Source organism: Sphingomonas sp. (assembly GCF_019746665.1).
Classification (GTDB): domain Bacteria; phylum Pseudomonadota; class Alphaproteobacteria; order Sphingomonadales; family Sphingomonadaceae; genus Sphingomonas.
Map to the genome: position 1 here is coordinate 1 of NZ_JAIERS010000014.1, position 24,811 is coordinate 24,811.

At 68.6% G+C, this 24,811-nt stretch carries 23 protein-coding genes and 1 pseudogene; 20 read left to right on the top strand and 4 right to left on the bottom strand.

Features of this window, described 5'->3' with window-relative positions; all coding sequences use genetic code 11:
• From K2X73_RS10035 to K2X73_RS10070, 8 genes and pseudogenes are all read left to right on the top strand, one after another.
• Positions 1-422: pseudogene (locus K2X73_RS10035) on the top strand (hypothetical protein); the annotation flags it as partial.
• A 41-nt stretch (positions 423-463) separates the two neighbouring features.
• Positions 464-2,734: a phosphoenolpyruvate--protein phosphotransferase gene (gene ptsP, locus K2X73_RS10040; RefSeq protein WP_294110474.1), complete on the top strand. Its 2,271-nt coding sequence runs from the start codon at positions 464-466 to the stop codon at positions 2,732-2,734.
• A gap of 100 nt (positions 2,735-2,834) precedes the next feature.
• Positions 2,835-3,788 carry a helix-turn-helix domain-containing protein gene (locus K2X73_RS10045; RefSeq protein ID WP_294110475.1) on the top strand — a complete coding sequence of 318 codons (954 nt, stop codon included), beginning with the start codon at positions 2,835-2,837 and terminating at the stop codon, positions 3,786-3,788.
• 50 nt (positions 3,789-3,838) lie between these two features.
• Complete coding sequence (locus tag K2X73_RS10050; protein ID WP_365980553.1) at positions 3,839-4,765, top strand: hypothetical protein; 927 nt, start codon at positions 3,839-3,841, stop codon at positions 4,763-4,765.
• Entirely contained in the window at positions 4,753-5,820 is a 1,068-nt protein-coding gene (gene tilS, locus K2X73_RS10055) for a tRNA lysidine(34) synthetase TilS (RefSeq protein ID WP_294110477.1), read from the top strand. Before K2X73_RS10050 ends, tilS begins: the two co-directional genes overlap by 13 nt.
• Before the next feature lie 63 nt (positions 5,821-5,883).
• Positions 5,884-7,827: an ATP-dependent zinc metalloprotease FtsH gene (ftsH, locus tag K2X73_RS10060; protein WP_294110598.1), complete on the top strand. Its 1,944-nt coding sequence runs from the start codon at positions 5,884-5,886 to the stop codon at positions 7,825-7,827.
• A 54-nt stretch (positions 7,828-7,881) separates the two neighbouring features.
• Positions 7,882-8,262, top strand: coding sequence for a hypothetical protein (locus K2X73_RS10065; RefSeq protein WP_294110478.1), 381 nt, complete (start codon positions 7,882-7,884; stop codon positions 8,260-8,262).
• A gap of 68 nt (positions 8,263-8,330) precedes the next feature.
• Positions 8,331-8,699 (top strand): hypothetical protein, encoded by a 369-nt coding sequence (locus K2X73_RS10070; RefSeq protein WP_294110479.1) that lies wholly within the window; start codon positions 8,331-8,333, stop codon positions 8,697-8,699.
• A 461-nt stretch (positions 8,700-9,160) separates the two neighbouring features.
• Here K2X73_RS10070 and K2X73_RS10075 read toward each other — a convergent pair whose 3' ends face one another.
• Positions 9,161-10,219 carry a putative sulfate exporter family transporter gene (locus K2X73_RS10075; protein ID WP_294110480.1) on the bottom strand — a complete coding sequence of 353 codons (1,059 nt, stop codon included), beginning with the start codon at positions 10,217-10,219 and terminating at the stop codon, positions 9,161-9,163.
• Positions 10,220-10,428: 209 nt separating this feature from the next.
• Between K2X73_RS10075 and K2X73_RS10080 the strand changes: the two genes are divergently transcribed.
• From K2X73_RS10080 to K2X73_RS10115, 8 genes are all read left to right on the top strand, one after another.
• On the top strand, positions 10,429-11,664 hold the full coding sequence (locus tag K2X73_RS10080; protein ID WP_294110481.1) for an MFS transporter: 1,236 nt from the start codon (positions 10,429-10,431) through the stop codon (positions 11,662-11,664).
• 278 nt (positions 11,665-11,942) lie between these two features.
• Entirely contained in the window at positions 11,943-12,977 is a 1,035-nt protein-coding gene (locus tag K2X73_RS10085) for a serine hydrolase (RefSeq protein ID WP_294110600.1), read from the top strand.
• 110 nt (positions 12,978-13,087) lie between these two features.
• Positions 13,088-13,645 (top strand): fasciclin domain-containing protein, encoded by a 558-nt coding sequence (locus K2X73_RS10090; protein WP_294110482.1) that lies wholly within the window; start codon positions 13,088-13,090, stop codon positions 13,643-13,645.
• Between the two features lie 233 nt (positions 13,646-13,878).
• Entirely contained in the window at positions 13,879-15,096 is a 1,218-nt protein-coding gene (locus K2X73_RS10095) for a DUF3419 family protein (protein ID WP_294110483.1), read from the top strand.
• Positions 15,096-15,737: a class I SAM-dependent methyltransferase gene (locus K2X73_RS10100; protein WP_294110484.1), complete on the top strand. Its 642-nt coding sequence runs from the start codon at positions 15,096-15,098 to the stop codon at positions 15,735-15,737. Before K2X73_RS10095 ends, K2X73_RS10100 begins: the two co-directional genes overlap by 1 nt.
• A 38-nt stretch (positions 15,738-15,775) precedes the next feature.
• Positions 15,776-16,333: a Uma2 family endonuclease gene (locus tag K2X73_RS10105; RefSeq protein WP_294110485.1), complete on the top strand. Its 558-nt coding sequence runs from the start codon at positions 15,776-15,778 to the stop codon at positions 16,331-16,333.
• Entirely contained in the window at positions 16,330-16,773 is a 444-nt protein-coding gene (locus K2X73_RS10110; protein ID WP_294110486.1) for a DUF3429 domain-containing protein, read from the top strand. Before K2X73_RS10105 ends, K2X73_RS10110 begins: the two co-directional genes overlap by 4 nt.
• Before the next feature lie 62 nt (positions 16,774-16,835).
• The gene (locus K2X73_RS10115) at positions 16,836-18,368 is read left to right on the top strand and encodes a DUF1570 domain-containing protein (protein ID WP_294110487.1); all 1,533 of its coding nucleotides are present in this window, start codon (positions 16,836-16,838) and stop codon (positions 18,366-18,368) included.
• 116 nt (positions 18,369-18,484) lie between these two features.
• Here the strand turns inward: K2X73_RS10115 and hemA are convergent, their stop codons facing one another.
• The 3 genes from hemA to bamE all read right to left on the bottom strand — a co-directional run bounded on the left by hemA (position 18,485) and on the right by bamE (position 20,943).
• Positions 18,485-19,720 carry a 5-aminolevulinate synthase gene (gene hemA / locus K2X73_RS10120; protein ID WP_294110489.1) on the bottom strand — a complete coding sequence of 412 codons (1,236 nt, stop codon included), beginning with the start codon at positions 19,718-19,720 and terminating at the stop codon, positions 18,485-18,487.
• A gap of 103 nt (positions 19,721-19,823) precedes the next feature.
• On the bottom strand, positions 19,824-20,324 hold the full coding sequence (locus K2X73_RS10125; RefSeq protein ID WP_294110491.1) for an RcnB family protein: 501 nt from the start codon (positions 20,322-20,324) through the stop codon (positions 19,824-19,826).
• Between the two features lie 127 nt (positions 20,325-20,451).
• Positions 20,452-20,943, bottom strand: coding sequence for an outer membrane protein assembly factor BamE (gene bamE, locus K2X73_RS10130; RefSeq protein ID WP_294110493.1), 492 nt, complete (start codon positions 20,941-20,943; stop codon positions 20,452-20,454).
• 84 nt (positions 20,944-21,027) lie between these two features.
• On the opposite strand from bamE, the gene K2X73_RS10135 reads away from it, so the two are divergent.
• Genes K2X73_RS10135 through K2X73_RS10150 form a run of 4 tightly spaced genes read left to right on the top strand, consistent with a single transcriptional unit; the run spans position 21,028 to position 24,763 of the window.
• A complete protein-coding gene (locus K2X73_RS10135; protein ID WP_294110495.1) occupies positions 21,028-21,540 on the top strand; it encodes a ubiquinol-cytochrome C chaperone family protein in 513 nt (170 codons plus the stop codon).
• Positions 21,534-22,067, top strand: coding sequence for a DUF177 domain-containing protein (locus K2X73_RS10140; protein WP_294110497.1), 534 nt, complete (start codon positions 21,534-21,536; stop codon positions 22,065-22,067). Before K2X73_RS10135 ends, K2X73_RS10140 begins: the two co-directional genes overlap by 7 nt.
• Before the next feature lie 48 nt (positions 22,068-22,115).
• Positions 22,116-23,288: a lycopene beta-cyclase CrtY gene (gene crtY / locus K2X73_RS10145; protein ID WP_294110499.1), complete on the top strand. Its 1,173-nt coding sequence runs from the start codon at positions 22,116-22,118 to the stop codon at positions 23,286-23,288.
• Positions 23,285-24,763, top strand: a complete 1,479-nt coding sequence (locus K2X73_RS10150) for a phytoene desaturase (RefSeq protein ID WP_294110500.1) — start codon at positions 23,285-23,287, stop codon at positions 24,761-24,763. The genes crtY and K2X73_RS10150 overlap by 4 nt, the downstream gene beginning before the upstream one ends.
• Positions 24,764-24,811: the final 48 nt, after the last annotated feature.

The following is a 24,811-nucleotide window of genomic DNA, read 5'->3' on the forward strand; positions in this document are numbered from 1 at the left end:
CGCCCGCCCCCGCCCCCGCCGCACCGGCCACGCCCGGCGCCGCCGCGCCGCCGCTGCCCGGGGCGGGGGAGGCGGTCTATGATCTCGATCGCGGCGGCGGCGCGCTGCCCGGCTATGCCCCGCCGCGCTGGCTCCACAAGGCGACCGACGAGGAATTCTTCCCGTTGGTCGACCCCGAGCTGATGCAGCTGGAGCTGGAGGTCGAATATCGCGTGCAATGCACGATCGCGCTCGACGCGCGCGTCGCCTGCCGGGTGCTGCGCGAGGTGCCCTTCTATCCCGGCCTGCGCCGCGCGATCCAGGCGGCGGTGCCGCTGCTGCGGATCGCCCCGCCCAAGCGCGACGGTCGCCCGATCGAGGGCCAGCGCGTCGAGTTCAACTGGCGGGTGACCGTCTCGCACGGCGATCTACGCCTGCGCTGAGGGCATTGGCGCAGTCGCCGGCCATCTGCTAGCCTTGTCCCATGCCGAGTACCGCCGCCGCCGCCGCCCGCGAAATCCTGGTGCGCCTGCACGACGTGATGGCCGCGAAAAGCTCGGCCCAGGCCAAGCTCAATCAGGTCGTCCAGATCATCGGCGAGATCACCAACAGCGAGGTCTGCTCGATCTATCTGCTGCGCGAGGGGCTGCTCGAACTCTACGCGACGCGCGGGCTCGATCAGGCGGCGGTCCATGTCACAAAGCTCGCGCCGGGCGAGGGGTTGGTCGGCACGATCGCCGAGGAGGTGGAGACGCTCAACCTCGACGAGGCCGCCGCCCATCCCAATTTCGCTTATCGCCCCGAAACCGGCGAAGAGCGCTTCCACAGCTTCGCGGGGGTGCCGATCATCCGCCGCGAGCGCGCGGTGGGCGTGCTCTGCGTCCAGCACATCGAATCGCACCGCTATGCCGATGTCGAGGTGGAGGCGCTGCAGACGGTGGCGATGGTGCTCGCCGAGCTGATCGCCAACGCCGATCTGATCGATGGCGCCGCCGGCCCCACCCGCGCCACCCCGCAAAACGCCAAGCGGATCACCGGGCTGAAACTGGTCGAGGGGATGGCGCGCGGGGTCGCGGTGTTCCACCAGCCGCGCATCACCATCGAGCATACCGTCGCCGAGGATATCGAGACCGAGCGCCACCGCGTCTATGCCGCCTTCGCCAAGATGCGCGAGCAGATCGAGCGGATGGCGGCGCAGGCCGAGTTCGGCGTCGGCGGCGAGCATGAGGAAGTGCTCGAGACGTACAAGATGTTCGCCTATGACGAAGGCTGGTCGCGCCGGATCAACGAGGCGATCGACGCCGGCCTGACCGCCGAGGCGGCGATCGAGCGCGTCCAGCAGCGCACCCGGATGCGGATGCGCCAGATCGACGATCCGCTGCTCGCCGAGCGGATGCACGATCTGGAGGATCTCTCCAACCGGCTGCTGCGGATCGTCTCGGGCCAGATGGGCACCGCCGCGCAGATGGGGCTGCGGCAGGATTCGATCCTGATCGCGCGCAACCTGGGGCCGGCCGAGCTGCTGGAATATGATCGCCGGCGGCTGAAGGGCGTGATCCTGGAGGAAGGCTCGCTCACCGCGCATGTGACGATCGTCGCCCGCGCGATGGGGGTGCCGGTGCTGGGGCGGGTGCGCGACATTCGCCGGCTGGTCGCCGAAGGCGATCTGCTGCTGCTCGACGTGACCGAGGGGACCGCCTTCGCGCGGCCGACGCCCGCGATCGAGGAGGGCTTCGCCGCGAAGCTGCTCTTCACTCAGAAGCGCCGCGCCTCGTTCGCCGCGCTGCGCGAGCTGCCGCCGACGACGCGCGACGGCAAGCGGATCACGGTGATGGTGAATGCCGGCCTGCGCGACGATGTCGGCGCGGTGGAGCTGACCGGCGCCGACGGGATCGGGCTGTTCCGCACCGAATTCCAGTTCCTCGTCTCCGCCACGCTCCCGCAGCGCGAGCGCCAGCAGCGGCTGTACCGCGACGTGCTCGACGCGGCGGGCGACAAGCCGGTGGTGTTCCGCACGGTCGATATCGGCGGCGACAAGGTGCTCCCTTATCTGCGCGACGAATCGGGCGAGGAGGAGAATCCGGCGATGGGCTGGCGCGCGCTGCGGCTCGCGCTCGAACGTGACGGACTGATGAAGGTCCAGGCGCGCGCGCTGATCGAGGCGGCGGCGGGCCGCACGCTCCATGTGATGTTCCCGATGGTGAGCGAGCCCTGGGAATATGAGCAGGCACGCGACCTGTTCGAGGCGCAGTATCGCTGGGTCGCCGAGCGCGGGCGCAAGCTGCCGAGCGCGATCCGCTATGGCTGCATGCTCGAAGTGCCGGCGCTGGCCGAAACGCTCGACCTGCTGCTCCCCCGGCTCGATTTCCTGTCGGTGGGGACCAATGACCTGACGCAGTTCCTGTTCGCCGCCGACCGCGCCAACCCCAAGCTCGCCGAGCGTTACGACTGGCTGAGCGCGTCGATCCTGCGCTTCCTCGCCCGCGTCGTCGGCCAGGTGCGCGCGCATGGCGTCGATCTGGGGGTGTGCGGCGAGATGGGCGGGCGCACGCTGGAGGCGATGGCGCTGATCGGGCTGGGGATCGATCGGCTGTCGATCACCCCGGCGGCGGTCGGGCCGATCAAGGCGATGATCCGCTCGCTCGATCACGGCGCGCTCACCGCCGAGCTGGCGCGGCTGCTCGCCGCCCCGCCACGCGACCTGCGGGGCACGCTGCGCGCCTGGGGACAGGCGAATGGCGTTGAATTGAGCTGATTCCATGGGCGGGGCGCGGTCCCGCGCGTTGACAGGGCCAAACCGCTTTGAAACAAGCCTTGCGAAATCCTGCCATCAGCTTTCTCGCGCGGAGACCCGCATGACCGACGCCGAGCCCGGCGCAGATCCCACGCTCTTCGCGAAGAGCCCCGGCGAGAAATTGCGCGAGGCTCGCGAGGCGCAAGGCCTGTCGCTCGCCGAGATCGCCGCGCGCACGCGGGTGCCGATCCGCCACCTGCAGGCGATCGAGGCGGCGGATTATGCGGGGCTCCCCTCCCCCACCTACGCAGTGGGCTTCGCCAAGGCCTATGCCCGCGCGGTGGGCGTGGACGAAGTGGTGATCGGCCGCGAAGTGCGCGGCGTGGGCGACGGCGTGCCGCGCACCGCCGCCCCCTCGGTGCCGCTGCGGCGGATCGATTACGGCCCGCGCGATCCCAGCCGCCTGCCCCCCAGGGGGCTCGCCGCCGCGCTCGCGCTGGTCGCCTCGATCCTGCTCGGCGGCGTCGCGATCTGGTATGGCACCGGCTGGTTCCGGGGCGACAGCAGCGCGGTGATCACGGTGCCCGAGCCGGCGCCCACCACCCGCCCGACGCCGACCCAGACGGTCGCGCCCAAGCCCGCCGGCGGCCAGGTCACGCTCGCCGCCACCGATCTGGTGTGGCTGCGCGTCTATGACGCGACCGGCAAGACGCTCTACGAGCATGAGCTGAAGCCCGGCGAACGCTATGACGTGCCGCCCGAGGCCGATCGGCCGATGATCAATGTCGGCCGGCCCGACAAGCTCACCGTCACCGTCAATGGCAGCACCGTGCCGCCGCTGGGCGACGGCAAGCGCGCGATCAAGGATGTCGAGATTTCGGCCACGGCGCTGCTTGCGCGCGCCGCCGCGCCGGTCGCGGGGACGTCGCAAGCGACACCCGCCGCCCCGCCCCCCGCGACCACGGCGCCCTCGAAACCGCGTGCGAGCGCCACGCCTGAGGCAGGCGTTCCGCCCGCCTTCCGTCCCGCGGCGGCCGAGGATAGCGACAACGCCACCGCGCCGCGGCTTCCCTAGGCTGGCGCGCGCCCGGCGAGGCGCTATAAGCCGGGCCGGGAGACCTGATGATGACGCGCTTCTGGACCGCCGCCCTGCTCGCCACCCTGTCGTTCGCCAGCGTATCGCTCGGCGGCGCCGCCCATGCCCAAAGCGCGATCGAGGGCCGGGTCGACCGGCTGGAGCGCGAGATGCGCGCGGTGCAGCGCAAGGTGTTTCCGGGCGGCAACGGCCAATATTTCCCGCCCGAGATCACCCCGCCCGAACAGACGGCCCCAGCCCCCGGCGTGCCCGCGACCAGCCCGGTCGCCGACCTGACCGCGCGCGTCGCCGCGCTCGAAACCCAGCTCTCGACGATGACGGGCCAGGTCGAGCAGAACCAGTATAAGCTGCGCCAGCTCGAAGATGCCTTCGCCGCCTATAAGCGCGCGACCGATGCCCGGCTGAAGGCGATCGAAGATGCCGCCGCGCCACCGCCGCTGACGGGCGCGAGCACCGCCCCGGCCGGCGCGCCCGCGACCACGCCGCCGCCCGCCAAGCCCGCCACGGCCGACCCGGCGCGCGCCAAGGCGGTCGCCGCCGTCGAAAAGCCCGCGACCGGCGATCCGGCGGAGGACGGCTATGTCTATGGCTACCGCCTGTGGTCGGCCAAATATTATGCCGAGGCCGAGACGCAGCTGGGCGATGTGGTGGCGAAATATCCCAAGCACCGCCGCGCCAGCTGGGCGCAGAATCTGCTCGGCCGCGCCTATCTGGACGATAACCAGCCGCAGCAAGCGGCACGCGCTTTCCTGACCAACTATCAGAAATTCCCCGAAGGCGAGCGTACGCCCGACAGCCTTTATTACCTGACGGTCGCGCTCAAGAAGCTCGGCAAGCCCTCGGCCGATATCTGCAAGGTCTATGCGGAGCTGGAGGAAGTGTACGCCGCCAAGCTGACGCCGCAGCTGAAGGCCGATGTCGCGCGCGGGCGCGCGGCGGAGAAGTGCAAGCCCTGACCGGCCTCGACTCTCTGGCGGTCGAGCGGCTCCGCGCCGATCTGACCGCGCTCGTCGGGCCGCTGGCGGATCGGCGGCTGGGGGTGGCGGTGTCGGGCGGTCCGGACAGCATGGCGCTGCTTGCGCTCGCGGCGGCGGCGTTTCCGGGCCAGGTGATCGCGGCGACGGTCGATCACGGCTTGCGCGCGGAGAGCGCCAACGAAGCGGCGATGGTCACGCGCTGGTGCGAAGACGCCGGGGTGCCGCACGCGACCCTTGCGATCGCGGACCGGCCGGGCGCGCGGGACAATCTCCACGACTGGGCGCGACGCCAGCGTTATCGCCTGCTCGGCGACTGGGCGGTCGCCGGCGGGGCATCGCTATTGGCGACCGCGCACCATGCAGACGATCAGGCCGAAACCTTCCTGATGCGCGCCGCGCGGGGTTCGGGCGTCGCGGGGCTGGCGGGCATCCGGGCGGTGCAGCCGTTGGCCGATCTGATCGCGCGCGCTGGCCAAGTTCCTCCCCCGCCGGGGGATGAGCTTGGTGGCATCACCCTCCTCCGCCCACTCCTCACCTGGCGCCGCGCCGAACTGCGCGCGCTCGCCGAAGCCGCCAGGTTTCCCTTCATCGACGACCCGAGCAACGCCGATCCCCGCTTCGATCGCGCCCAATATCGCGCGCTGCTCGCCCGCACGCCATTGCTCGACGCCGCGCAAGTCGCCCGGAGCGCGGCCCATGTCGCCGAGGCCGAAGCGACGCTCGCCGCGATCGAAGCGTGGCTCTGGCGCGAGCGCGTCAGGCGCGAGGAGGATAGTCTGGCGCTCGACATCGCCGAGCTTCCCCGCGAACTCCGCCGCCGCCTCGCGCGCGGGGCGATCGAGCAAGTGCGCTTGATCCGTGGCATCACCCGCCCAACCTTTTCCGCCGCGACCAATATCGAGTCGCTGCTCGACGCGCTGGAGGCCGGCAAGGCGGCGACCCAGGCCGGGGTGATCGCGCGCCCCGTCGGCACGCTCTGGCGATTCGCCGAAGCGCCGCCGCGCCGATTGTCCGGATCGGCGCAATCCGGTTGATGTTCCATTGCCATTAATCCTTCGCGTCCTATGTTGGACGCTGAAGAGGTCCATGCGATGCCGATGAACGACAACGACAAGCAGCCCGAAAACAACCCCTGGATGAAGAGCCTGATGGTGTGGGTGGCGATTCTCGTCGGCCTCGCGCTGTTCGTCACGCTCATCGAAACGGGGACGCAGAGCAGCGCGGCGAGCAACACACTCGCTTATTCGCAGTTCCTCGGCAAGGTCGAGGAAGGCTCGGTGCGCGAGGTGAACGTCGCCGGCGATGTCGTCACCGGCGTGCTCACCAATGGCGACAAGTTCCGCACCTACGCGCCGCAAGACCCGCAGCTGACCGACCGACTGCTGCGCAAGAACGTGACGATCACCGCCCGGCCCGAGGAAGGCCCGTCGATCTGGCAGTATATCCTTGTCCAGTCGCTGCCGTTCCTGCTGTTCCTCGGCATCGCCTTCTTCGTGCTGCGCCAGATGCAGAAGAATTCGGGCTCCGGCGCGATGGGCTTCGGCAAGTCGCGCGCGCGGCTGCTCACCCAGAAGGAAGGCAAGGTCACGTTCGATGATGTGGCCGGCATCGACGAAGCGCGCGAGGAATTGCAGGAAATCGTCGAATTCCTGAAGGATCCGACCAAGTTCGCGCGCCTGGGCGGCAAGATTCCCAAGGGCGCGCTGCTCGTCGGCTCGCCCGGCACCGGCAAGACGCTGCTCGCCCGCGCGATCGCCGGCGAGGCGGGGGTGCCGTTCTTCACCATTTCGGGCTCCGATTTCGTCGAGATGTTCGTGGGCGTCGGCGCGAGCCGGGTGCGCGACATGTTCGAGCAGGCGAAGAAATCGGCGCCGTGCATCGTCTTCATCGACGAAATCGACGCGGTCGGCCGCCATCGCGGCGCCGGGCTCGGCAATGGTAATGACGAGCGCGAGCAGACGCTCAACCAGCTGCTCGTCGAGATGGACGGGTTCGAGGCGAACGAAGGCATCATCATCATCGCCGCGACCAACCGGCCCGATGTGCTCGATCCCGCGCTGCTGCGCCCGGGCCGCTTCGACCGCCAGGTGCAGGTGCCGCGCCCCGATATCGAGGGCCGGATCAAGATCCTGCAGGTCCATATGAAGAAGGTGCCGCTCGCGCCCGACGTAGACGCTCGCGTGATCGCGCGCGGCACGCCGGGCTTCTCGGGCGCCGATCTCGCCAATCTGGTGAACGAGGCGGCCCTGCTCGCCGCCCGGCGCGGCAAGCGGCTCGTCGCGGCGCGCGAGTTCGATGACGCGCGCGACAAGGTGCTGATGGGCGCCGAGCGCCGATCGATGGTGATGACCGAGGACGAGAAGCGGATGACCGCCTATCACGAGGCGGGCCACGCCCTGGTCTTCGCGCACGAGCCGACCGCCGATCCGATCCACAAGGCGACGATCATCCCGCGCGGCTTCGCGCTCGGCATGGTCCAGCCGCTGCCCGAACGCGACACCTACAGCTATCACCGCGACAAGATGCACGCCGATCTGGCGGTGGCGTTCGGCGGGCGCGTCGCCGAGGAGCTGATCTTCGGCTATGACAAGGTGAGCTCGGGCGCCTCCAACGACATCATGCAGGCGACCCGCCTCGCCCGCGCGATGGTGACGAAATGGGGCCTTTCAGACCAGGTCGGCCCGCTCGACTTCAGCGAGAGCGAGGACAGCTTCACCGGCTATAGCATGGCACGCGCCAAGCCGATGTCGGACGAAACCGCGCGGCTGATCGACGCCGAGGTGAAGCGCTTCGTCGAGCAGGGGCTGAGCCGTGCACGGCAGCTGCTGACCGATCATATCGATCAGCTCCACACCATCGCCAACGCGCTGCTCGAATATGAGACGCTGACCGGCGAGGAGATCAAGCGGCTGATCGGCGGCGGCAATATCGATCGCCCCGATCCGAACGCGAACAAGCCGACGCTGCCGGCGATCGGCACCTCGGTGCCCAAGACGCGGCGCCCGGGGCCGTTCGGCTCGCCGAGCCCACAAGGCGCCTGACCGCTTCAGCCGGGGTTCATTGTGATACCGCAATGAACCCCGGCGGAGGTGTTCATGAAGAAGATCATTTTGGCGGCGCTGGCCGCCTTCGTCGCTTCGGCGGCGGTCGCGCAGGCAGCGCCGCCGACGCTCGGCCAATGGCTCGCGCGCCAACGCGCCCTGGCGGCGCAAGGGCCGGTGGACCTGGAATCGGCGGCCTTCAAAGCCCTATATGCGGATGTGGCCACGGCCCTCGCGGCGGGCCGCGCCGCCCATAACGCCGATCTCGCCGCCGGTCGCCCCCCTGCGGCCTGCTTGCCGCCCCCCGGGCAACAGCAGCTCGACTGGAACACAGTCAATGGCTGGCTCCGCGCCCGCCCCGAGGCCGAGCAAGCGCAAAGCCTGAACGAAGTGATCGGGCGTTTCCTGCGGGAAAAATTCCCCTGCGCACGCTGAGCCCGCCGCCCTTTTGCCGCCATGCTGTGCCGCTATCCGCGCCCGCGCCAATCATTGGGGAGAGAATGATGCGCCTGATTACCAAGCTGTTCGCCGTCACCGCGATCCTGCTGCCCGTCGCCGCGCAGGCGATGACGGTGCAGGAATTCCTCAACAAGGCCGACGCGCTGAAGGCGCAGGGCGTGCTCGCGCTCGCCTCGCCCGACATCGCGCTGCTGCGTGACGAGGTGAAGGCGGCGGGCGCCGCCTATCGCGCCGATCTCGCGCGCGACGCCGCCGCCGGCAAGAAACCGAGCAGCTGCCCGCCGCCCGTCGGCAAGACCGGGATCACCAGCGACGAGATCATCAAGGAATTCCGCGCCCTGCCGCCCGCGCAGCGCAAGCTGAGCGTGAAGCAGGCCTGGGTGGGCCTGATGACCAAGCGTTATCCCTGCTGAGCATGATCGACTTGGTCTGCTCCTCCTCCCCTTCAGGGGAGTTGCAGGTAAACCGTGCCCCGCACGGTTTAGGATCGTCCGGGGGACGATCCGACCTGCAACTGGTTGGGAGGTGGCGGCTGTATGCCGAGCGCGGCGCTTGTTAACTGCCCCCACCCCAACCCCTCCCCTAAAGGGGAGGGGCTTAACGAGAATGCTATCTCGACTGATGATGCTCTATCGACAGCGAGCAGACTTCGAACCTAGAACCACCTATCGAACGGCGCGCGCTTTCCCTTGAAACCTGCTTCCCCGGCGAAGGCCGGGGCCCAGCATCGTGGCGGTGGTAGGGAAAGCGCCACGTCCGAAGCGGCGCACCGCTGGGCCCCGGCCTTCGCCGGGGAAGAAAACGATAGCAGGCGCGCTGGCGCGTGCGCTGTGCCGTCATCGCTTCGCGCCAACGCCCGCTCGTAAGGAGTCCTTCACCCCACCAGCCACAATGCAGCCCCGGTCGCGAGCGCCAATGCCACCAAGGTCGCGCTCGCGATCACGTAGAGCGGCCGCGCGCCGCCTTCCATCAGCTGGCGCATCGGGGAGCGGATCGCAGTCGCCGTCACCGCGGTCGCCAGCATCGCTCCCGCCAGTCCTTCCGCCCCGATCGTCACCATGCGCGGCAGCGGCACCAGCGAGTTGACGCCCGCCAGCACGAAAAAGCCGATCACGAACCACGGCACCCCGGCCTTGGGGCCGCTGCCCTCGCCCTTGAAGAACAACGCGATCACCCCGAGAACGGGGGCGAGCAGCGCAACCCGGGTGAGCTTCACGATGGCCGCATTCTGCCCGGCGCCGGGCGAATAAGCATAGCCCGCGCCCAGGGTCTGCGCGACATCGTGGATCGACGCGCCGAGCATATAGCCCGCCTTCACGTCGCTCAGCATCATCAGCTGGGCAAGGCTGGGGTAGAGCACCAGCGCGAGCGCGCTCATCGCCGAAATGCCGACCAGCACCAGCGTCAGCTGCCCCTGGTTGATCCGTCGCTCGCCCAAGGTCGTCGCGATGGCAAGCGCCGCCGACGCGCCGCAAATCGCGACCGCGCCCCCCGCGAGCACCCCGAACGCGCTCGAAAACCCGAAGCGCCGCGCGGCGATCACCCCGCTGCCGATCACCGCCGCCACCGTCACCACCACGCACAGCAACGCGGTGGGGCCGAGCGCGACGATCTGCGCGAAGGTGACGCGCACGCCGATCAGCACAATTCCCCAGCGCAGCAGCGCGCGCGAGGCGAAGCCGAGCCCCGCGTGCAGCCGCGCGTCGGCCGACAGGAAATTGAGCGCGAGCCCGATCAGCAGCGCCATCAGCGTGAGCGGCGCGTGATAATGATCGGCGATGAACCCCGCCGCCGCCGTCCCCGCCCCGGCGACGACCAGGCCGGGCACATAATCGCGCCAGCCTTCGCGCGGTGTCGGCTCGATATCGCCGAACAGGTCCGCCGCCATCGGCAAGCGGCGCTTGTCGCCCTCCCCAGGCGGATTTGCTTGCATCGTCGCTCCTGCCAGTTGAGCATCGTGAGTGATCCACTTGCGTGGATCCGGTACCGGCCCGCTCCCCCACCCGACCACCCAGATGATACTGCCGTTGGGTGGTCGGGTGGGGGAGCGGGCCGGTACCGCGCGGTTCAACTTGTTGAACCGCACCCTAGCCAAGCCAAGCGCAAGCTGACAACGTTGGCGGAAAAATCGGGGAGAGGGTGTTGAGCGAAGGATCGGGCGCCGCGCGTTGGCTGATCGTGGCGATGGTGTTCGCCGCCGTCACCCTCAATTATGTCGATCGCCAGATATTGGCACTGCTCAAACCCACGCTGGAAGCGGCGTTCAACTGGTCCGAGCGGGACTATGCGAACATGGGCAGCGCCTTCCAGTTCGCGACCGCCTTCGCGTTCCTCGGCACCGGCTGGTTCATCGATCGCGTCGGGCTGCGCTGGGGGTTCGCGCTCGGGGTCGCGGTGTGGAGCCTCGCCGGGATGGCGCACGCGCTCGCGACCGGGGTGGTGGGGTTCATCACCGCGCGCGCGGTGCTGGGGATCGCCGAATCGGTCGGCACACCCGCCGCCGTGAAGACCGCCGCCACCTATTTCGATCAGCGCGAGCGGCAATTGGCGCTCGGCATCGGCAACACCGCGCCCAATTTCGGCGCGATCGTCACCCCGGCGCTGATCCCGCCGCTCGCGGTGGCGTTTGGCTGGCAGGCGGCGTTCCTGCTCGCGGGCGGGCTGGGGCTGGTGTGGGTGGCGCTGTGGTTCACGATCCGCGTCCGCCCGGTCGCGCAGGATGCGGTCGCGCCCGCGCCGGTGCGCTGGATCGAGGTCGCGCGGTCGCGCACCACGCTCGCGATCGCGGTCGCCAAGGTGCTGTCGGACCAGGTGTGGTTCTTCATGCTGCTCTGGCTGCCCGATCTGTTCCACCGCCTGTTCGCGATGAAGCAGGGCCAGTTGGGGCTACCCTTGGTGCTCGTCTATGCGATGGCAGCGGCCGGCGCGCTCACCGGCGGGGCGCTGCCGGCGCGGCTGCTCGCGCGCGGATGGACCACCAACCGCGCGCGCAAGACGACCATGCTGCTCTACGCGCTGCTGGTGCTGCCGATCGCCTTCGTCCAGTCGATCACCGATCCCTGGGCGGCGGCGCTGGTGCTGGGGCTGGGGCTGTTCGCGCATCAGGGCTTTTCGACCAATGTGTTCGGCGTCACCACCGATATCGTCCCCGCGCGCGCGGTGGGGACGACGATCGGGATCGCGGCGTTCTGCGGCAATCTCGGCTCGATCGGGATGATCCAGTTCCAGGCGCGCGCGATCGAATGGGGATGGGGCTATGCGCCCGCGCTCGCGATCTGCGCGTCGAGCTATCTGATCGCGCTGACGCTGCTCCACCTGCTGATCCCCCGGATCGAGCCGGTCGAGAGCGGCGGCGCGCCCATGGTGATGGCGCACTGAGCGCAACGGGCGATATAGCGCTTGACTTGTTCGCAGCGAGTTTCCGGCGCGCGATCGACTCACCGCAGAAAAACGGTCTTTCGTCGCAGCCGCGGAATCCTATCTATAGTCCCGTAAGGCGCCCTCCCGCATGATGGCGCCACATGGAACGCATCGTCTTGAAACGGCAGGAGATTGACGCGCGCAATCACCGCGCGCTGCTCGGCACCGCGGTGGCGGCGATCGTGCTCGCCGGCTGCCAGACGACCGAGGCCGCGCGGCTGATCCCCGCCGCCGGCATGGCGAGCGCGCCGACGCTGGCGACGGTCACCCCGGTGCCGCCCGCGCCCCGACTGGTGCCGCCGCCCGCTGGCCTGCAGAATTCGGTGCAGCTGCTCGTCCGCCAGTTCCAGGGGAAGGTCGGCGTCGCGGTCGCAAGTGTCGATCAGGGCTGGCTGCTCTCGGCCAATGGCGATGTCCGGCTGCCGCAGCAGAGCGTCTCGAAGCTGTGGGTGGCGATGACGGTGCTCGACGGGATCGACGCCGGCCGCTTCACGCTCGACACGCCGGTGAAGGTGACGCGCGAGGATCTGACGCTGTTTCACCAGCCGATCGCGGCGATGGTGAAGCCCGGCCAGGGCTTCGATACCACGGTCGGCGATCTGCTCCAGCGCGCGCTGACGCAGAGCGACAACACCGCCAATGATCGGCTGCTGCGCTTCGTCGGTGGCCCCGAGGCGGTGCGCGGCTTCATCGCGCGCAAGGCGCTCGGCAATATCCGCTTCGGCCCCGGCGAGCGGCTGCTCCAGGCGCAGACCGCCGGGCTGCAATGGCAACCGGATTTTGCCTTCAACAACGGCTTCATCCGCGCCCGCGCCGCGCTGCCGCTGGAGGCACGCAGCGCCGCGCTCGACGCCTATGTCGCCGATCCGCCCGATGGCGCCGCCCCGGCCGCGATCGCGACCGCGCTTTCCCGGCTGAAGCAGGGGCAATTGCTGCGCCCGTTCACCACCGGCTATCTGATCGCGACGATGGAATCGTCCAAGACCGGGCGGATGCGGCTGCGCGGCGCGGTGCCGCCGGGCTGGAGCTTTGGCCACAAGACGGGCACCGGCCAGGATCTGCTCTCGCGCACCGCCGGCTATAACGATGTCGGCATCCTGACGGCGCCCGATGGCCGCAGCTATACGCTGGCGGTGATGATCGGCGACACCCGCCGCCCGATCGCCGAGCGCCAGGCGCTGATGCAGCAGGTGGTGGCGAGCATCATCGCCTATCACGGCCCCGGCAACATGGCGGCGGTGAGCAGCCCGGGAAGCTCGGCCACGCCCTGAAGCGTCACCGAAGGTCGGCGAGCGTACCGCGCGTCCATCCGCGCCGCGTCCGGCGCCGTAGCTGTGCCCGGCACCGCTTGACGGTGCTCCCGCACTTTGGAGGCAATCCGATGAAGAATATTCTGCGCGCGGCGACCTTCGCCGCGGCCGTGACGACGCTTGGGCTTTCGGCCGGCGGCCTGGCGCTCGCCAAGAACCCGATGGTCGGCGGCGCGGCGATGTACCCCACCAAGACGATCGTCCAGAACGCGGTCAACTCGAAGGACCACACCACGCTCGTCGCCGCGGTGAAGGCGGCGGGGCTGGTCGATACGCTGTCGAGCCCCGGCCCGTTCACCGTGTTCGCGCCGACCAACGCCGCCTTCGCCAAGCTCCCCGCCGGCACCGTCGACACGCTGCTGAAGCCCGAGAACAAGGATCAGCTGACCGCCGTGCTCACCTATCACGTCGTCCCCGGCCGGATCGCGGCGGGTGAAATCGCGGCCAAGGTGAAGGCCGATGGCCAGGCGACCTACACCACCGTCCAGGGCGGCACGCTCACTTTCAAGAAGGGCGCCAAGGGCTATACCGTCACCGACGCCAAGGGCGGCACCGCCAATATCACCATCGCCGACGTGGCGCAGTCGAACGGCATGATCCACGTGATCGATCGCGTCCTGCTGCCGTAAATCTTCATCGAAGCGCGCATCCGGGGGCCTGGCGTTACCGTAGCTGGCGACAGCGCACCCGGACGCGCTCGAGCGCCTTCCCATCCCCGGCGCTCGTGGGGCCTGCCGTTTAGCCCGCGGCAGGCCCCTTCACGCCACCGCCAGCGAGCGCATGGGCCAGTAAGCGTAAGCGATTGTCACCGCGCGGCCCTTCGCGTATCTGGCGGCACTCTTTGGCCCTTGGAGACCCGGTGATGAAAGCCCCGCGCAACCGCGCCGTTCGCAGCGCGGTGATCCGCCACGAACATTTGAGCAAACAGGGCATTCTGGAACGGACCTTCACTTTCGCGTTCCGCGGGCTGGTCTATGCGCAAATTTGGGAAGACCCGGCGGTCGATCTGGAGGCGCTCGCCGTTACCCCCGATTGCCACATCGTCCAGATCGCCTCGGGCGGGTGCAACGTGCTCAGCTATCTCACCGCCAATCCCAAGGCGATCACCGCGGTCGATCTCAACACCGCGCATATCGCGCTCAACAGGCTGAAGCTCGCCGCCGCGCGGCATCTGCCCGATTACGCGCATTTCCACCGCTTCTTCGGGCGGGCGAACACCAAGGAGAATATCGGCGCCTATCGCCGCTATGTCCGCCCCTATCTCGACGATACGACGCGGCGCTATTGGGAAGGCCGCGATCTGATCGGCCGGCGGCGCATCTCGGGCTTCACCCGGGGGGTGTACAAGCAGGGGCTGCTCGGCAGCTTCATCGGCGCCGCGCACCTGCTCGCGCGGTTGAACGGGGTGAACCCCAAGGTGATCCTGCGCGCCAACTCGCGCGAAGAGCAGCGCGAGATTTTCGACCGCGAATTCGCCCCGATCTTCGACAAGGCGTTCGTCCGCTGGCTCACCGATCAGCCCGCCTCGCTGTTCGGGCTCGGCATCCCGCCCGCGCAGTACGAGGCGCTGGCCGGCGATTCGAAGATGGCGGTCGTCCTGCGCGAGCGGCTAGAAAAGCTCGCCTGCGATTTCGATCTGCGCGAGAATTACTTCGCCTGGCAGGCATTCGGCCGCGGCTATCAGGATGCACCCGATGCCTCGCTACCGCCCTATCTCCAGGCGGCGAACTACCAGGCGGTGCGCGAGCGCGCGCCGCGCGTCGAAGTGCGCCACGCCAATTTCATCGAATATCTGAAGACCTGCCCCGATGCCTCGCGCGATCGCTACGTGCTGCTCGACGCGCAGGACTGGATGACCGACGAGATCCTCACCAGCCTGTGGACCGAGATCACCCGCACCGCCAAGCCGGGCGCGCGCGTGCTGTTCCGCACCGCCGGCGCGCCGACGATCCTGCCGGGCCGCGTGCCCGACGCGGTGCTAGGCCGCTGGGATTACCACGCCGAGGAGTCGCTCGATTACACCCGGCGCGATCGCAGCTCGATCTATGGCGGCGTCCATCTTTACGTGCTGAAGGACTGATGGCGGGCGATCACGCGGGGCACATGGATGCGATCTATCGCAGCCAGCGCCACATCTATGACCTGACGCGCAAATATTATCTGCTGGGGCGCGACCGGCTGATCGCCGAACTCGCGCCGCCGCCGGGGGGCACGGTGCTGGAGATTGGCTGCGGCACCGGGCGCAACCTGATCGCCGCCGCGCGCCGCTTCCCCCAGGCGCGCTATTTCGGGATCGATATTTCCGAAGCGATGCTCGAGACCGCGCGGGCGAGCGTGGCCAAGGCGGGCCTCGCCGACCGGATCACGCTCGCCCAGGGCGACGCGACCGCGTTCGACGCGCCGGCGCTGTTCGGTGTCGAACGCTTCGACCGGATTTTCCAGAGCTATACGCTTTCGATGATCCCCGATTGGACGGGCGCCCTGCGCGAGGGGGCGGGGAAGCTGGCGCCCGGCGGGCGGCTCGACGTGGTCGATTTCGGCCAGCAGGAGCGGCTGCCGGGGGCGTTCAAGGCGCTGCTCTTCGCGTGGCTAGGCCAGTTCGACGTGACGCCCCGCGCGGCGCTGCCCAAGGTGCTCGATGAGGTGGCCGCCGGCGCCGGGCTGACCGCGCGCTTCACGCCGCTGTATCGCGGCTATGCCTGGGCCGGGCGGCTGAGCTGAGCTTGGTGACGGTGGGCGGGGGTGCTATCTATGGCGCCATGAACAAGCCTTCCACCCTATCCGCTCCCGAGCGGGACACCGAGGGCTTCACCGCCGCCGAGTTCGCGATGATGGTCGGCTGCGGGGCGTTCGCGGATATGCGGGTCGAGTTGGTTCGGGGAAAGATCGTCAGGATGTCGCCGGCTTACGTCGCTCATAGCAGGCGCGTCGCATTGGTAACCGGCGCGCTTTATGCAGCGCTGGGTAAGGATGCGCTGCTGCTGGTTGATCCGATGGTCGCGCTCGACGACACGTCCGTTTTGGCGCCCGATATTGTCCTGGCAGTGCCCGGCCCGCTGCCCGAGGGCCAGCTGCCTGCCAGGGCGGTATCCCTGGCCATCGAAGTCGCCGACACCACCCTAAGCCGCGACTTGGGCTGGAAGGCACAGGATTATGCGCGTGCCGGCATCGGACAATATTGGGTGATGGACGTAACGGCGGAGGTGACTCACGTTTTCACCGAACCGAATCTTGAGGGTTATGGGAAAAGGGTGGTCATCCGCTTCACCGAACCTCTCCCCGTCCCCGGCTACGACACCAGCATCACCCTCGCATGAGCCCGCCTCCGCTGCCCCGTTGGCTCGGCCTTGCCGGGCTGTTGCCGCAACTAGCGGCACTCGCGATCGTGCTGAGCGGGGATCGCGCGCATCACTTCCAGGCGCTGACGCTCGCATACGCCTATGCCGCGCTGATCCTGTCGTTCCTCGGCGGGCTGTGGTGGGGCCTCGCCGCCCGCGCCGAGGCGCCGCCCGCCTGGCTATGGGTGGCGGCGGTGGTCCCCTCGCTCGTCGCGCTGGCGAGCGCGGTCCCCTGGTCCGAAGGGCGGCCCTGGCCCGGCCCGTCGCTGATCGTGCTGGGGGTGGCGCTCATCGCCGCGCTCGGCGTCGATTGGCGCCTCGCCCGCGCGCGGCTGGCGCCTGATTGGTGGCTCGCGCTGCGTGTGCCTTTATCGCTCGGTTTGGGGCTCGTGACGCTCGCGATCGCCGCCTTCGGCTGATTGCCCCTTCACAACTCCCCGCTTTTTCATAGAGTTGGTGGAGAACGGGCGGAGAAGCGACGATGCGTTGGTGGGCTTTGGCGGTGGTGCTGCTCGGGCTCATGTCGCCCGCCCGGGCGGAGTGGTTCGAGGCGAGCAACGCCCATTTCGTGATCTATGGCGATCTGCCGCGCGCCAAGATGCAGCAATTCGCCGATCGGCTCGAACGCTTCGATGCGGCGCTGCGCCAAGGGCTGAACCTGCCCGCGACCCCCGGCACCCCGGGCGACCGGGTGACGATCTATGTCGTGCGCGATCAGGACGCGGTGGTGAAGCTCCACGGCAAAGGCGCCGGCTCGGTCGCGGGCTTCTACATCCCCCGCGTCGAGGGGCCGATCGCGATCACCCCGCGCGAGACCGATGGCGACGATCAATTTTTCAACGCCCAGCTGGTGCTGTTCCACGAATATACCCACCACGCGATCCTCAGCAGCAGCAGCGGCTATTATCCCGGCTGGGCGGGCGAAGGCCTCGCCGAGTTCTTTTCGGTGGCGCGCTTCCAGCCCAATGGCGATGTGGTGATGGGGGCGGCCAACAATGCGCGCGCCTATTCGATCCTGACCGATCTGCCGATGAGCGTCACCGATCTGATCGCGACCGACACCCGCAAGCTCGACGCCGAGGCGAACGATCAGAAATACGCCCGGGGCTGGCTGTTGATCCATTATCTGCTGCTCGGCGGCAAACGGCCAGGCCAGTTCGACAAATTCATGGCGCAGGTGAACAAGGGCGTGCCGGCGATGGACGCGGCCAAGGCGGTGTTCGGCGATCTGCGCCAGCTCAACCGCGAGCTCGATCGCTACCGCGAAGGCAAGCTGCGCGCGGTGGTGATCGCCGGCGACAAGCTGAAGCCGCTGCCCGTCTCGCTGCGCGCGCTCGATCCGGGCGAGGCGGCGATGATGCCGCTGCGCATCCGCTCGACCGCGGGCGTGAATGACGAGCAGGCCAAGGCGCTGATCGCCCCGGCGCGCGCGATCGCGGCGCGCTATCCCGAGCATCGCTGGGTGCAGCGCGTGCTCGCCGAAATGGAGTTCGACGCGGGTAACCTGGCCGAGGCCGAGGCCGCGTGCGACCGGGTGCTCGCCGCCGAGCCCAGCAATGTCGATGCACTCGTCTACAAGGGCTCGATCGAGGCGCGCCGGGCGCGGGCCGCCAAGGATGATACGGCGCGCGATCATTGGAAGGCGGCGCGGCGCTGGTTCGTGAAGGCCAACCGCGCCGATCCCAATTACGCCTATCCGTTCGTGCTGTTCTATTCGACCTTCGCGCCGCTCGGCGAAACACCGAATGCGAGTGCGATCAAGGGGTTGGAGGAAGCGGTCGCGTTGGTACCGCAGGCCGATGGGCCACGGGTGATGCTAGCTTACGAGAAGCTGCGCGCGGGCGATCTCGCCGCCGCGCGCACCGCGCTCGCCCCGGTCGCCGCGAACCCGCATGGTGGGGCGGACAACCCGGCCTCGAAGCTGATCGCGCTGATCGATTCCGGCGCCGATGTCGATGCGGTGCGCAAGGCCGCCGCCGCGGCGGGCACGCCCGAGGGCGACACGGGTTCGTAAGCGGTGGGAAGCGCCTAGCGCGATTTCGAGGCAGGCGGTATCACCTGCCGGCTCGGAAAGCGCGGATAAACAAAAGCCTGGAGCGGCGATCCGATTTTATCGGATCGAAAGCCGCTCTAGGCCGCGAGCTTCAGCGACAGCCGGTCCCAGATTTCGACCAGCGCCGCCGTCAGCTCGCGCATCATCGCCTCGTCATGCGCCGGGCCTGGCGTGAAGCGCAGCCGTTCGGTGCCGCGCGGCACGGTCGGGAAATTGATCGGCTGGACGTACACGCCATATTCGGCCAGCAGCACGTCGCTGATCCGCTTCGCCTTCACCGGATCACCCACCATCAGCGGCACGATGTGCGTGGTCGAGTCCATCACCGGCAGCCCGGCCTCGCGAAACAGCCGCTTCAGCATCGCCGCCGCCGCCTGCTGCCCCTCGCGCTCTTCGCTCGACGCCTTCAGGTGGCGCACGCTCGCCAAGGCGCCCGCGACCAGCACCGGCGAGAGCGAGGTGGTGAAAATGAAGCCCGGCGCGTAAGAGCGGATCACGTCGACGATCACCCGATCGGCGGCGATATAGCCGCCCATCACCCCGAATGCCTTGCCCAGCGTCCCCTCGATGATCGTCAGCCGGTTGGCGACCGCGTCGCGGTCCGAAATGCCGCCGCCGCGCACGCCGTACATGCCGACGGCGTGGACCTCGTCGAGATAGGTCAGCGCGTTGAAGCGATCGGCCAGGTCGCAAATCTCGGCGATCGGCGCGACATCGCCTTCCATCGAATAAACGCTTTCGAACGCGATCAGCTTGGGCGCGGCCGGATCGGCCTCGGCGAGCAGTGCCTCGAGATGCGCGAGATCGTTATGGCGGAAGATGCGCTTCTCGCACCCCGAATTGCGGATGCCCGCGATCATCGAGGCGTGGTTCAACTCGTCCGAAAAGATGATCAGACCGGGGAGGATCTTGCCCAGCGTGCCCAACGTCGCCTCGTTCGAGACATAGCCGCTGGTGAACAGCAGCGCGGCTTCCTTGCCGTGAAGATCGGCGAGTTCGGCCTCCAGATCGACGTGATAATGGGTGTTGCCGCCGATGTTGCGGGTACCGCCCGAGCCCGCGCCGACATCGTGCAGCGCCTCCTCCATCGCCGCGATCACCTTGGGATGCTGGCCCATCGCCAGATAATCGTTCGAGCACCACACCGTGATCGGCTTCGGCCCGTTATGCCCGGCGAAGCAGCGCGCGTTGGGGAAGGCGCCCTTGTTGCGCAGGATGTCGATGAAGACGCGGTAACGGCCCTCGGCATGGAGGCGATCGATCGCCTGGGCGAAGGCACGGCCATAATCGGGGCCGGGGGCGCTGGAGTCCATGCCGCCCCATAGCGCCGCTTCGGCCTGTGGAAAAGCCGGTGCCGCCCCAATGTGCGCTGCCGGCGGGAAGCGGGAAAGGCGCATCGCCCTTCCCGCCGCTCGATCAGAAGAAGAAGCCGCGATAGACGTCGACCACCACGCCGCGCCGCGTGTCGATCAGCAGCACATCGTCATAATGGCGGACCCAGCGCTGCCAGGGGCGCGCGGGCGGCAGGTGATAGCGCCACGGATCGGCGATGTAATAGCGGCCGCCCCAATAACCGGGCGCGATCCGCACGCCCGGGCGGAACGCCTGGTAGCGGAAGGGCGCATCCCAGCGGCCGCGCGCATAAACGTCGCGGTGGTCGCGGCGCCAGTCACGCCAATCGTCGCGGCCCCAGGCGCGGTCGCGATAATCCTCGCGCAGTTCCTGGCGGGCCTGCCGCACGTCGCGGCGTTCCTCCTGGATGCGATAGGGGTTGCCCGAGCGATAGGCACGGTCGAGCTCGCGCTGCTCCTGGCGCAGATCGCGCTGGTCGCGGCGGATTTCGCCCCACGACTGGGCGCTCGCCGCCGCCGGCATCAGCGTCGCGGCGATCAGCCCCAGGGTCATCAATTTGCGCATGACGTTTCTCCCTTCAACTCCGGCGGGCGGAAGCCGCCGATAGCCTTGGGGATAGCCAAGCCGCGCTGAACCGGCGGCGAACCAAGCGGTCAGCCAAGCGACAGGGTTGTCGCCAAGTGTAACAAGCCTACGGCCCGTTGCGGCCACCGCCCTGCTGCGGCCCACCGCCGATCGGCGCGCCGACCGCGCCGATATTGCCGAACAGGTCCTTGAAGAAGCTGCGCTGGCGGCCGAGCGTCGGGGTCGTCTTTCGGAACGGCGTGATCTTCGCGACCTGCTCGAGCCCGGTGCGCTCCACGCCGCGCACCACGCCCTTGTCGTCGAAGCGGATGCGCAGCACCGTCTGGCCGACGGGGTGCGGCCGGTTATAGGCGAAATAGCGCGTGTCGCGGGAGACGTAGTACCATTCACCCTGGCCGAACTGGCTCGTGAAGGTCGGCTGGCCGAGCACCCGCGCGACTGAATTGCGATTGTCGACTCCGGCCTGCACCGAGTTCACCAGATCGGGGTCGAGCACATAGCCCTGATGCCCGCGCAGCCGGGTGCAGCCCCCCATCGCCAGCGCGGCGCCCGCGAGCAGCACCACCAGCCGCGCCCGCGGCCCCGAAATCACGCGCATTCGAACTTCCTTTCGCGCGCGCCGATTGCAACCGGCCCGCCCAGGCTCAATATGCGGCCTTGGATGGAGGGGCAAGGGAGCGCGATGAAGGCTTTTCTGGCACGATTTCTGGGCACCGCACCGGCAGCTCTGCCGGCCGATGGACTCTATGCGGCGGTGGTCGCCGAGGGGCGCCAGCCGCATTGGTATGCCCAGGGCGGCGTTGCCGATAGCGTGACCGGCCGCTTCAACATGATCGCGACGGTGCTGAGCTTCGTGCTGCTGCGGCTGGAGCGCGAATCGGCGGCGATGCAGCTGGGGGTGCAGCTCACCGAACGCTTCATCGACGACATGGAGGGCCAGCTCCGCCAGGACGGGGTGGGTGACACCGGGGTCGCGGCGAAGATGGGCAAGCTCGTCAGCCTGCTCGGCGGGCGGCTGGGGGCGTTCCGCGACAGCTTCGGCACCACCGAGTTCGAGGCGGCGCTGGTGCGCAACCTGTACGGCGGCGCGCATCCGGCGCGCCCCGCGCTCGCGCATAGCGTAGCAAAGCTGGAGGCGCTCGCCACGCGACTCGCCGCCGCCCCGCTCGAGGCGATCGAGGCAGGCCGATGGTAGCCCCCGAATTCTCCCGCCCGGAACGGATCGACACGATCGGGGAGCGCGCGCGGCGTGTGGCGATCGAAGCGACGCCGGATGAGCGCGCCGCGCTCGCCCAGCGCTTCGGCCTCGCCGCGCTCGACGCGCTGAGCGCCGATTTCGAGGTGCGACGCGAGGCGGCGGGGATCACCGCCACAGGCCAGGTGCGCGGCGCGGTGACGCAGCATTGCGTCGTTACCGGCGATCCCGTGCCTGCCGCGATCGACGAGATGGTCGCGCTGCGCTTCGTGCCCGAGGATCAGCTTGGCGCGGGCGAGGAGATCGAGATCGAAGGCGACGCGCTCGACACGATCGGCTATGCGGGCGGGGCGATCGATCTGGGCGAGGCGGCGGCGGAAACGTTCGCGCTCGCGCTCGATCCCTTCCCGCGCAGCCCCGCCGCGGCGCAGGTGCTACGCGATGCCGGGGTGCTGAGCGAAGAGGAGGCGGCGCAGGCCAACAGCCCCTTCGCCGCGCTCAAAGGGCTGGGCACGGTACGCCGGTGAACCGATTGGCGGCTTGCCAGCGCGCAAGGATCGGCTAGGCGAGGGGTTATGGCGAGCACCATCCGATGCGATCTGGCGATTGTCGGCGGCGGGCTCGCCGGTGGGCTGATCGCGCTCGCGCTGAAGAAGAAGCGCCCCGATCTCGATGTGCGGCTGATCGAAGCCGGCCCCAATATCGGCGGCAATCACCTCTGGTCGTTCTTCGCGAGCGACATCGCCGATGCCGATCGCTGGATCGTCGCCCCGCTCGTCTGCCACGGCTGGAACGCGTACGACATCAAGTTTCCCGCCTATAATCGCAGCTTCGACACCGCTTACTATTCGATCGAAAGTACCCGGCTCGACGCGCTGGTGCGCGCGGCGCTGCCGCCCCAGGCGCTGCTGCTGGGCGAGCGCGTGCTCGGCGTCTCCCCCCGCGCGGTGGTGCTGGGGAGCGGCGACCGGATCGAGGCGGCGGGCGTGATCGACGCGCGCGGCGCGGCTGACCTCTCGCAGCTCGAACTCGGCTGGCAGAAATTCGTCGGGCGCGACTATCAGCTTGCCGAACCGCACGGCGTCGAGCGCCCGATCGTGATGGACGCGACCGTGCCGCAGATCGACGGCTATCGCTTCGTCTATGTCCTGCCCTTCTCGCCGACGCGGCTGTTCATCGAGGATACTTATTACAGCGACACGCCGGACCTCTACCGTCCCGCGCCTGGCGGCAACGCCGATCCCATCGTCGAGCGGATCGAGGCGTATCGCACCGCCGGCGGCTGGACGGCCGGGCAGGTGGTGCGCGAGGAGCAGGGCGCGCTGCCGGTCGCGCTTGGCGGTGATTTCGAAGGCTATTGGAAAAGCGGCGGCGCCAAGCTCCCCAAGGCCGGGATGCGCGCCGGGCTGTTCCACCCGACCACCGGCTATTCGCTGCCCGACGCGGTGCGCACGGCGAGCCTGATCGCACGCGCGAGCGACTTATCGGCGGACGGCCTCCACGATCTGCTCCACGGCTTCGCGAGCACCACCTGGGCCAAGCGCGGCTTCTACCGCCTGCTCGACCGGATGCTCTACCGCGCCGCCGAGCCGCAAGAGCGCTACCGCGTGCTCCAGCATTTCTATCGCCTCAACCCCGCCCTTGTTGGGCGTTTCTATGCAGGACAAACGACCATGTTCGACCAAGCGCGCATCCTGATGGGCAAACCGCCCGTCAAGCTCTCCGCCGCCGCGAAGGCGCTGCGATGAAGCGCGCGGCGGTCATCGGCGCCGGCTTTGGCGGGCTCGCGCTCGCGATCCGGCTGCAATCGGCGGGCATCGAGACGACGATCATCGAAGCGCGCGACAAGCCCGGCGGGCGCGCTTATGTGTGGGAGAAGGACGGCTTCGTGTTCGACGCCGGCCCCACCGTCATCACCGATCCCGATTGCCTGCGCGAGCTGTGGGCGCTTTCCGGCCGCGAGATGGATGAGGATGTGACGCTGAAGCCCGTCATGCCCTTCTACCGGCTGAACTGGCCCGACGGCACCAATTTCGATTATTCCAACGACGAACCGCAACTGGCGGCCGAGATCGCCAAGCTCGATCCCGCCGATGTCGACGGCTATCGCCGCTTCCTCGAATATTCGGCCGGGGTCTATCGCGAGGGCTATGAAAAGCTCGGCCATGTCGCGTTCCTCGATTTCGCGACGATGATCAAGGCGGCGCCCGCGCTCGCCAAATATCAGGCGTGGCGCAGCGTCTATTCGATCGTCTCGAGCTTCGTGAAGAACGAGAAATTGCGCGAGGCGTTGTCGTTCCACACCCTGCTCGTCGGCGGCAATCCGATGACGACGAGCGCGATCTACGCCTTGATCCACAAGCTGGAAAAGGATGGCGGCGTCTGGTTCGCGATGGGCGGCACCAACCGGCTGATCGCCGGGATGGTGAAGCATTTCGAGCGGCTGGGCGGCACGCTCCGCCTCGCCGATCCGGTGGCGAGCATCGACACGCTCGGCGACCGCGCGACCGGCGTGACGACGCAGAGCGGCTGGCATCTCGACTGCGACATGGTGGCGAGCAACGCCGATATCATGCACAGCTATCGCGATCTGCTGAAGGGCTCGCGCAGCGCGCAGCGCACCCGCGCTTCGCTCGAACGCAAGAGCTACAGCCCGTCGCTGTTCGTGGTTCATTTCGGGGTGAAGGGCACCTGGCCCGGCATCCCGCACCACATGATCCTGTTCGGGCCGCGCTATAAGGGGCTGCTCGACGACATCTACCGCCACGGCGTGCTGGCGGAGGATTTCTCGCTGTACCTCCACCACCCGACGGTCACCGATCCGTCGATGGCGCCCGAGGGGCATTCGACCTTCTACGCGCTTGCCCCCGTGCCGCATCAGGGCAAGTTCCCGGTCGACTGGAAGGAAGTCGGCCCGATCCTCGAAAAGCGCATCCTCGACGAGGTGGGGCGCCGGCTGATCCCCGACATTCACGATCGGATCGTGACCAAGTTCCACTATGCGCCGAGCGATTTCTCGGCGGACCTGAACGCGCATCTGGGGAGCGCCTTCAGCCTGGAGCCGGTGCTGCTGCAATCGGCCTATTTCCGCGCGCATAACCGCGACGATCATATCCCGAACCTGTTCTTCGTCGGCGCCGGCACCCATCCGGGGGCGGGGATCCCGGGCGTGGTCGGGAGCGCCAAGGCGACCGCAAGGCTGATGCTGGAGGGGGCGCGCTAACTTGCAATCCTCCCCAAGCTTGGCTTGGGGAGGGGGACCATCGCGTAG

Excerpts from the sequence above, each read along its gene's own strand:
- ptsP (WP_294110474.1), top strand. The coding sequence starts at position 464 with ATGCCGAGTACCGCCGCCGCCGCCGCCCGCGAAATCCTGGTGCGCCTG.
- K2X73_RS10045 (WP_294110475.1), top strand. The coding sequence starts at position 2,835 with ATGACCGACGCCGAGCCCGGCGCAGATCCCACGCTCTTCGCGAAGAGC.
- K2X73_RS10050 (WP_365980553.1), top strand. The coding sequence starts at position 3,839 with ATGACGCGCTTCTGGACCGCCGCCCTGCTCGCCACCCTGTCGTTCGCC.
- ftsH (WP_294110598.1), top strand. The coding sequence starts at position 5,884 with ATGAACGACAACGACAAGCAGCCCGAAAACAACCCCTGGATGAAGAGC.
- K2X73_RS10065 (WP_294110478.1), top strand. The coding sequence starts at position 7,882 with ATGAAGAAGATCATTTTGGCGGCGCTGGCCGCCTTCGTCGCTTCGGCG.
- K2X73_RS10070 (WP_294110479.1), top strand. The coding sequence starts at position 8,331 with ATGCGCCTGATTACCAAGCTGTTCGCCGTCACCGCGATCCTGCTGCCC.
- K2X73_RS10075 (WP_294110480.1), bottom strand. The coding sequence starts at position 10,219 with ATGCAAGCAAATCCGCCTGGGGAGGGCGACAAGCGCCGCTTGCCGATG.
- K2X73_RS10085 (WP_294110600.1), top strand. The coding sequence starts at position 11,943 with ATGGCGAGCGCGCCGACGCTGGCGACGGTCACCCCGGTGCCGCCCGCG.
- K2X73_RS10090 (WP_294110482.1), top strand. The coding sequence starts at position 13,088 with ATGAAGAATATTCTGCGCGCGGCGACCTTCGCCGCGGCCGTGACGACG.
- K2X73_RS10095 (WP_294110483.1), top strand. The coding sequence starts at position 13,879 with ATGAAAGCCCCGCGCAACCGCGCCGTTCGCAGCGCGGTGATCCGCCAC.
- K2X73_RS10100 (WP_294110484.1), top strand. The coding sequence starts at position 15,096 with ATGGCGGGCGATCACGCGGGGCACATGGATGCGATCTATCGCAGCCAG.
- K2X73_RS10105 (WP_294110485.1), top strand. The coding sequence starts at position 15,776 with ATGAACAAGCCTTCCACCCTATCCGCTCCCGAGCGGGACACCGAGGGC.
- K2X73_RS10110 (WP_294110486.1), top strand. The coding sequence starts at position 16,330 with ATGAGCCCGCCTCCGCTGCCCCGTTGGCTCGGCCTTGCCGGGCTGTTG.
- K2X73_RS10115 (WP_294110487.1), top strand. The coding sequence starts at position 16,836 with ATGCGTTGGTGGGCTTTGGCGGTGGTGCTGCTCGGGCTCATGTCGCCC.
- hemA (WP_294110489.1), bottom strand. The coding sequence starts at position 19,720 with ATGGACTCCAGCGCCCCCGGCCCCGATTATGGCCGTGCCTTCGCCCAG.
- K2X73_RS10125 (WP_294110491.1), bottom strand. The coding sequence starts at position 20,324 with ATGCGCAAATTGATGACCCTGGGGCTGATCGCCGCGACGCTGATGCCG.
- bamE (WP_294110493.1), bottom strand. The coding sequence starts at position 20,943 with ATGCGCGTGATTTCGGGGCCGCGGGCGCGGCTGGTGGTGCTGCTCGCG.
- K2X73_RS10135 (WP_294110495.1), top strand. The coding sequence starts at position 21,028 with ATGAAGGCTTTTCTGGCACGATTTCTGGGCACCGCACCGGCAGCTCTG.
- K2X73_RS10140 (WP_294110497.1), top strand. The coding sequence starts at position 21,534 with ATGGTAGCCCCCGAATTCTCCCGCCCGGAACGGATCGACACGATCGGG.
- crtY (WP_294110499.1), top strand. The coding sequence starts at position 22,116 with ATGGCGAGCACCATCCGATGCGATCTGGCGATTGTCGGCGGCGGGCTC.
- K2X73_RS10150 (WP_294110500.1), top strand. The coding sequence starts at position 23,285 with ATGAAGCGCGCGGCGGTCATCGGCGCCGGCTTTGGCGGGCTCGCGCTC.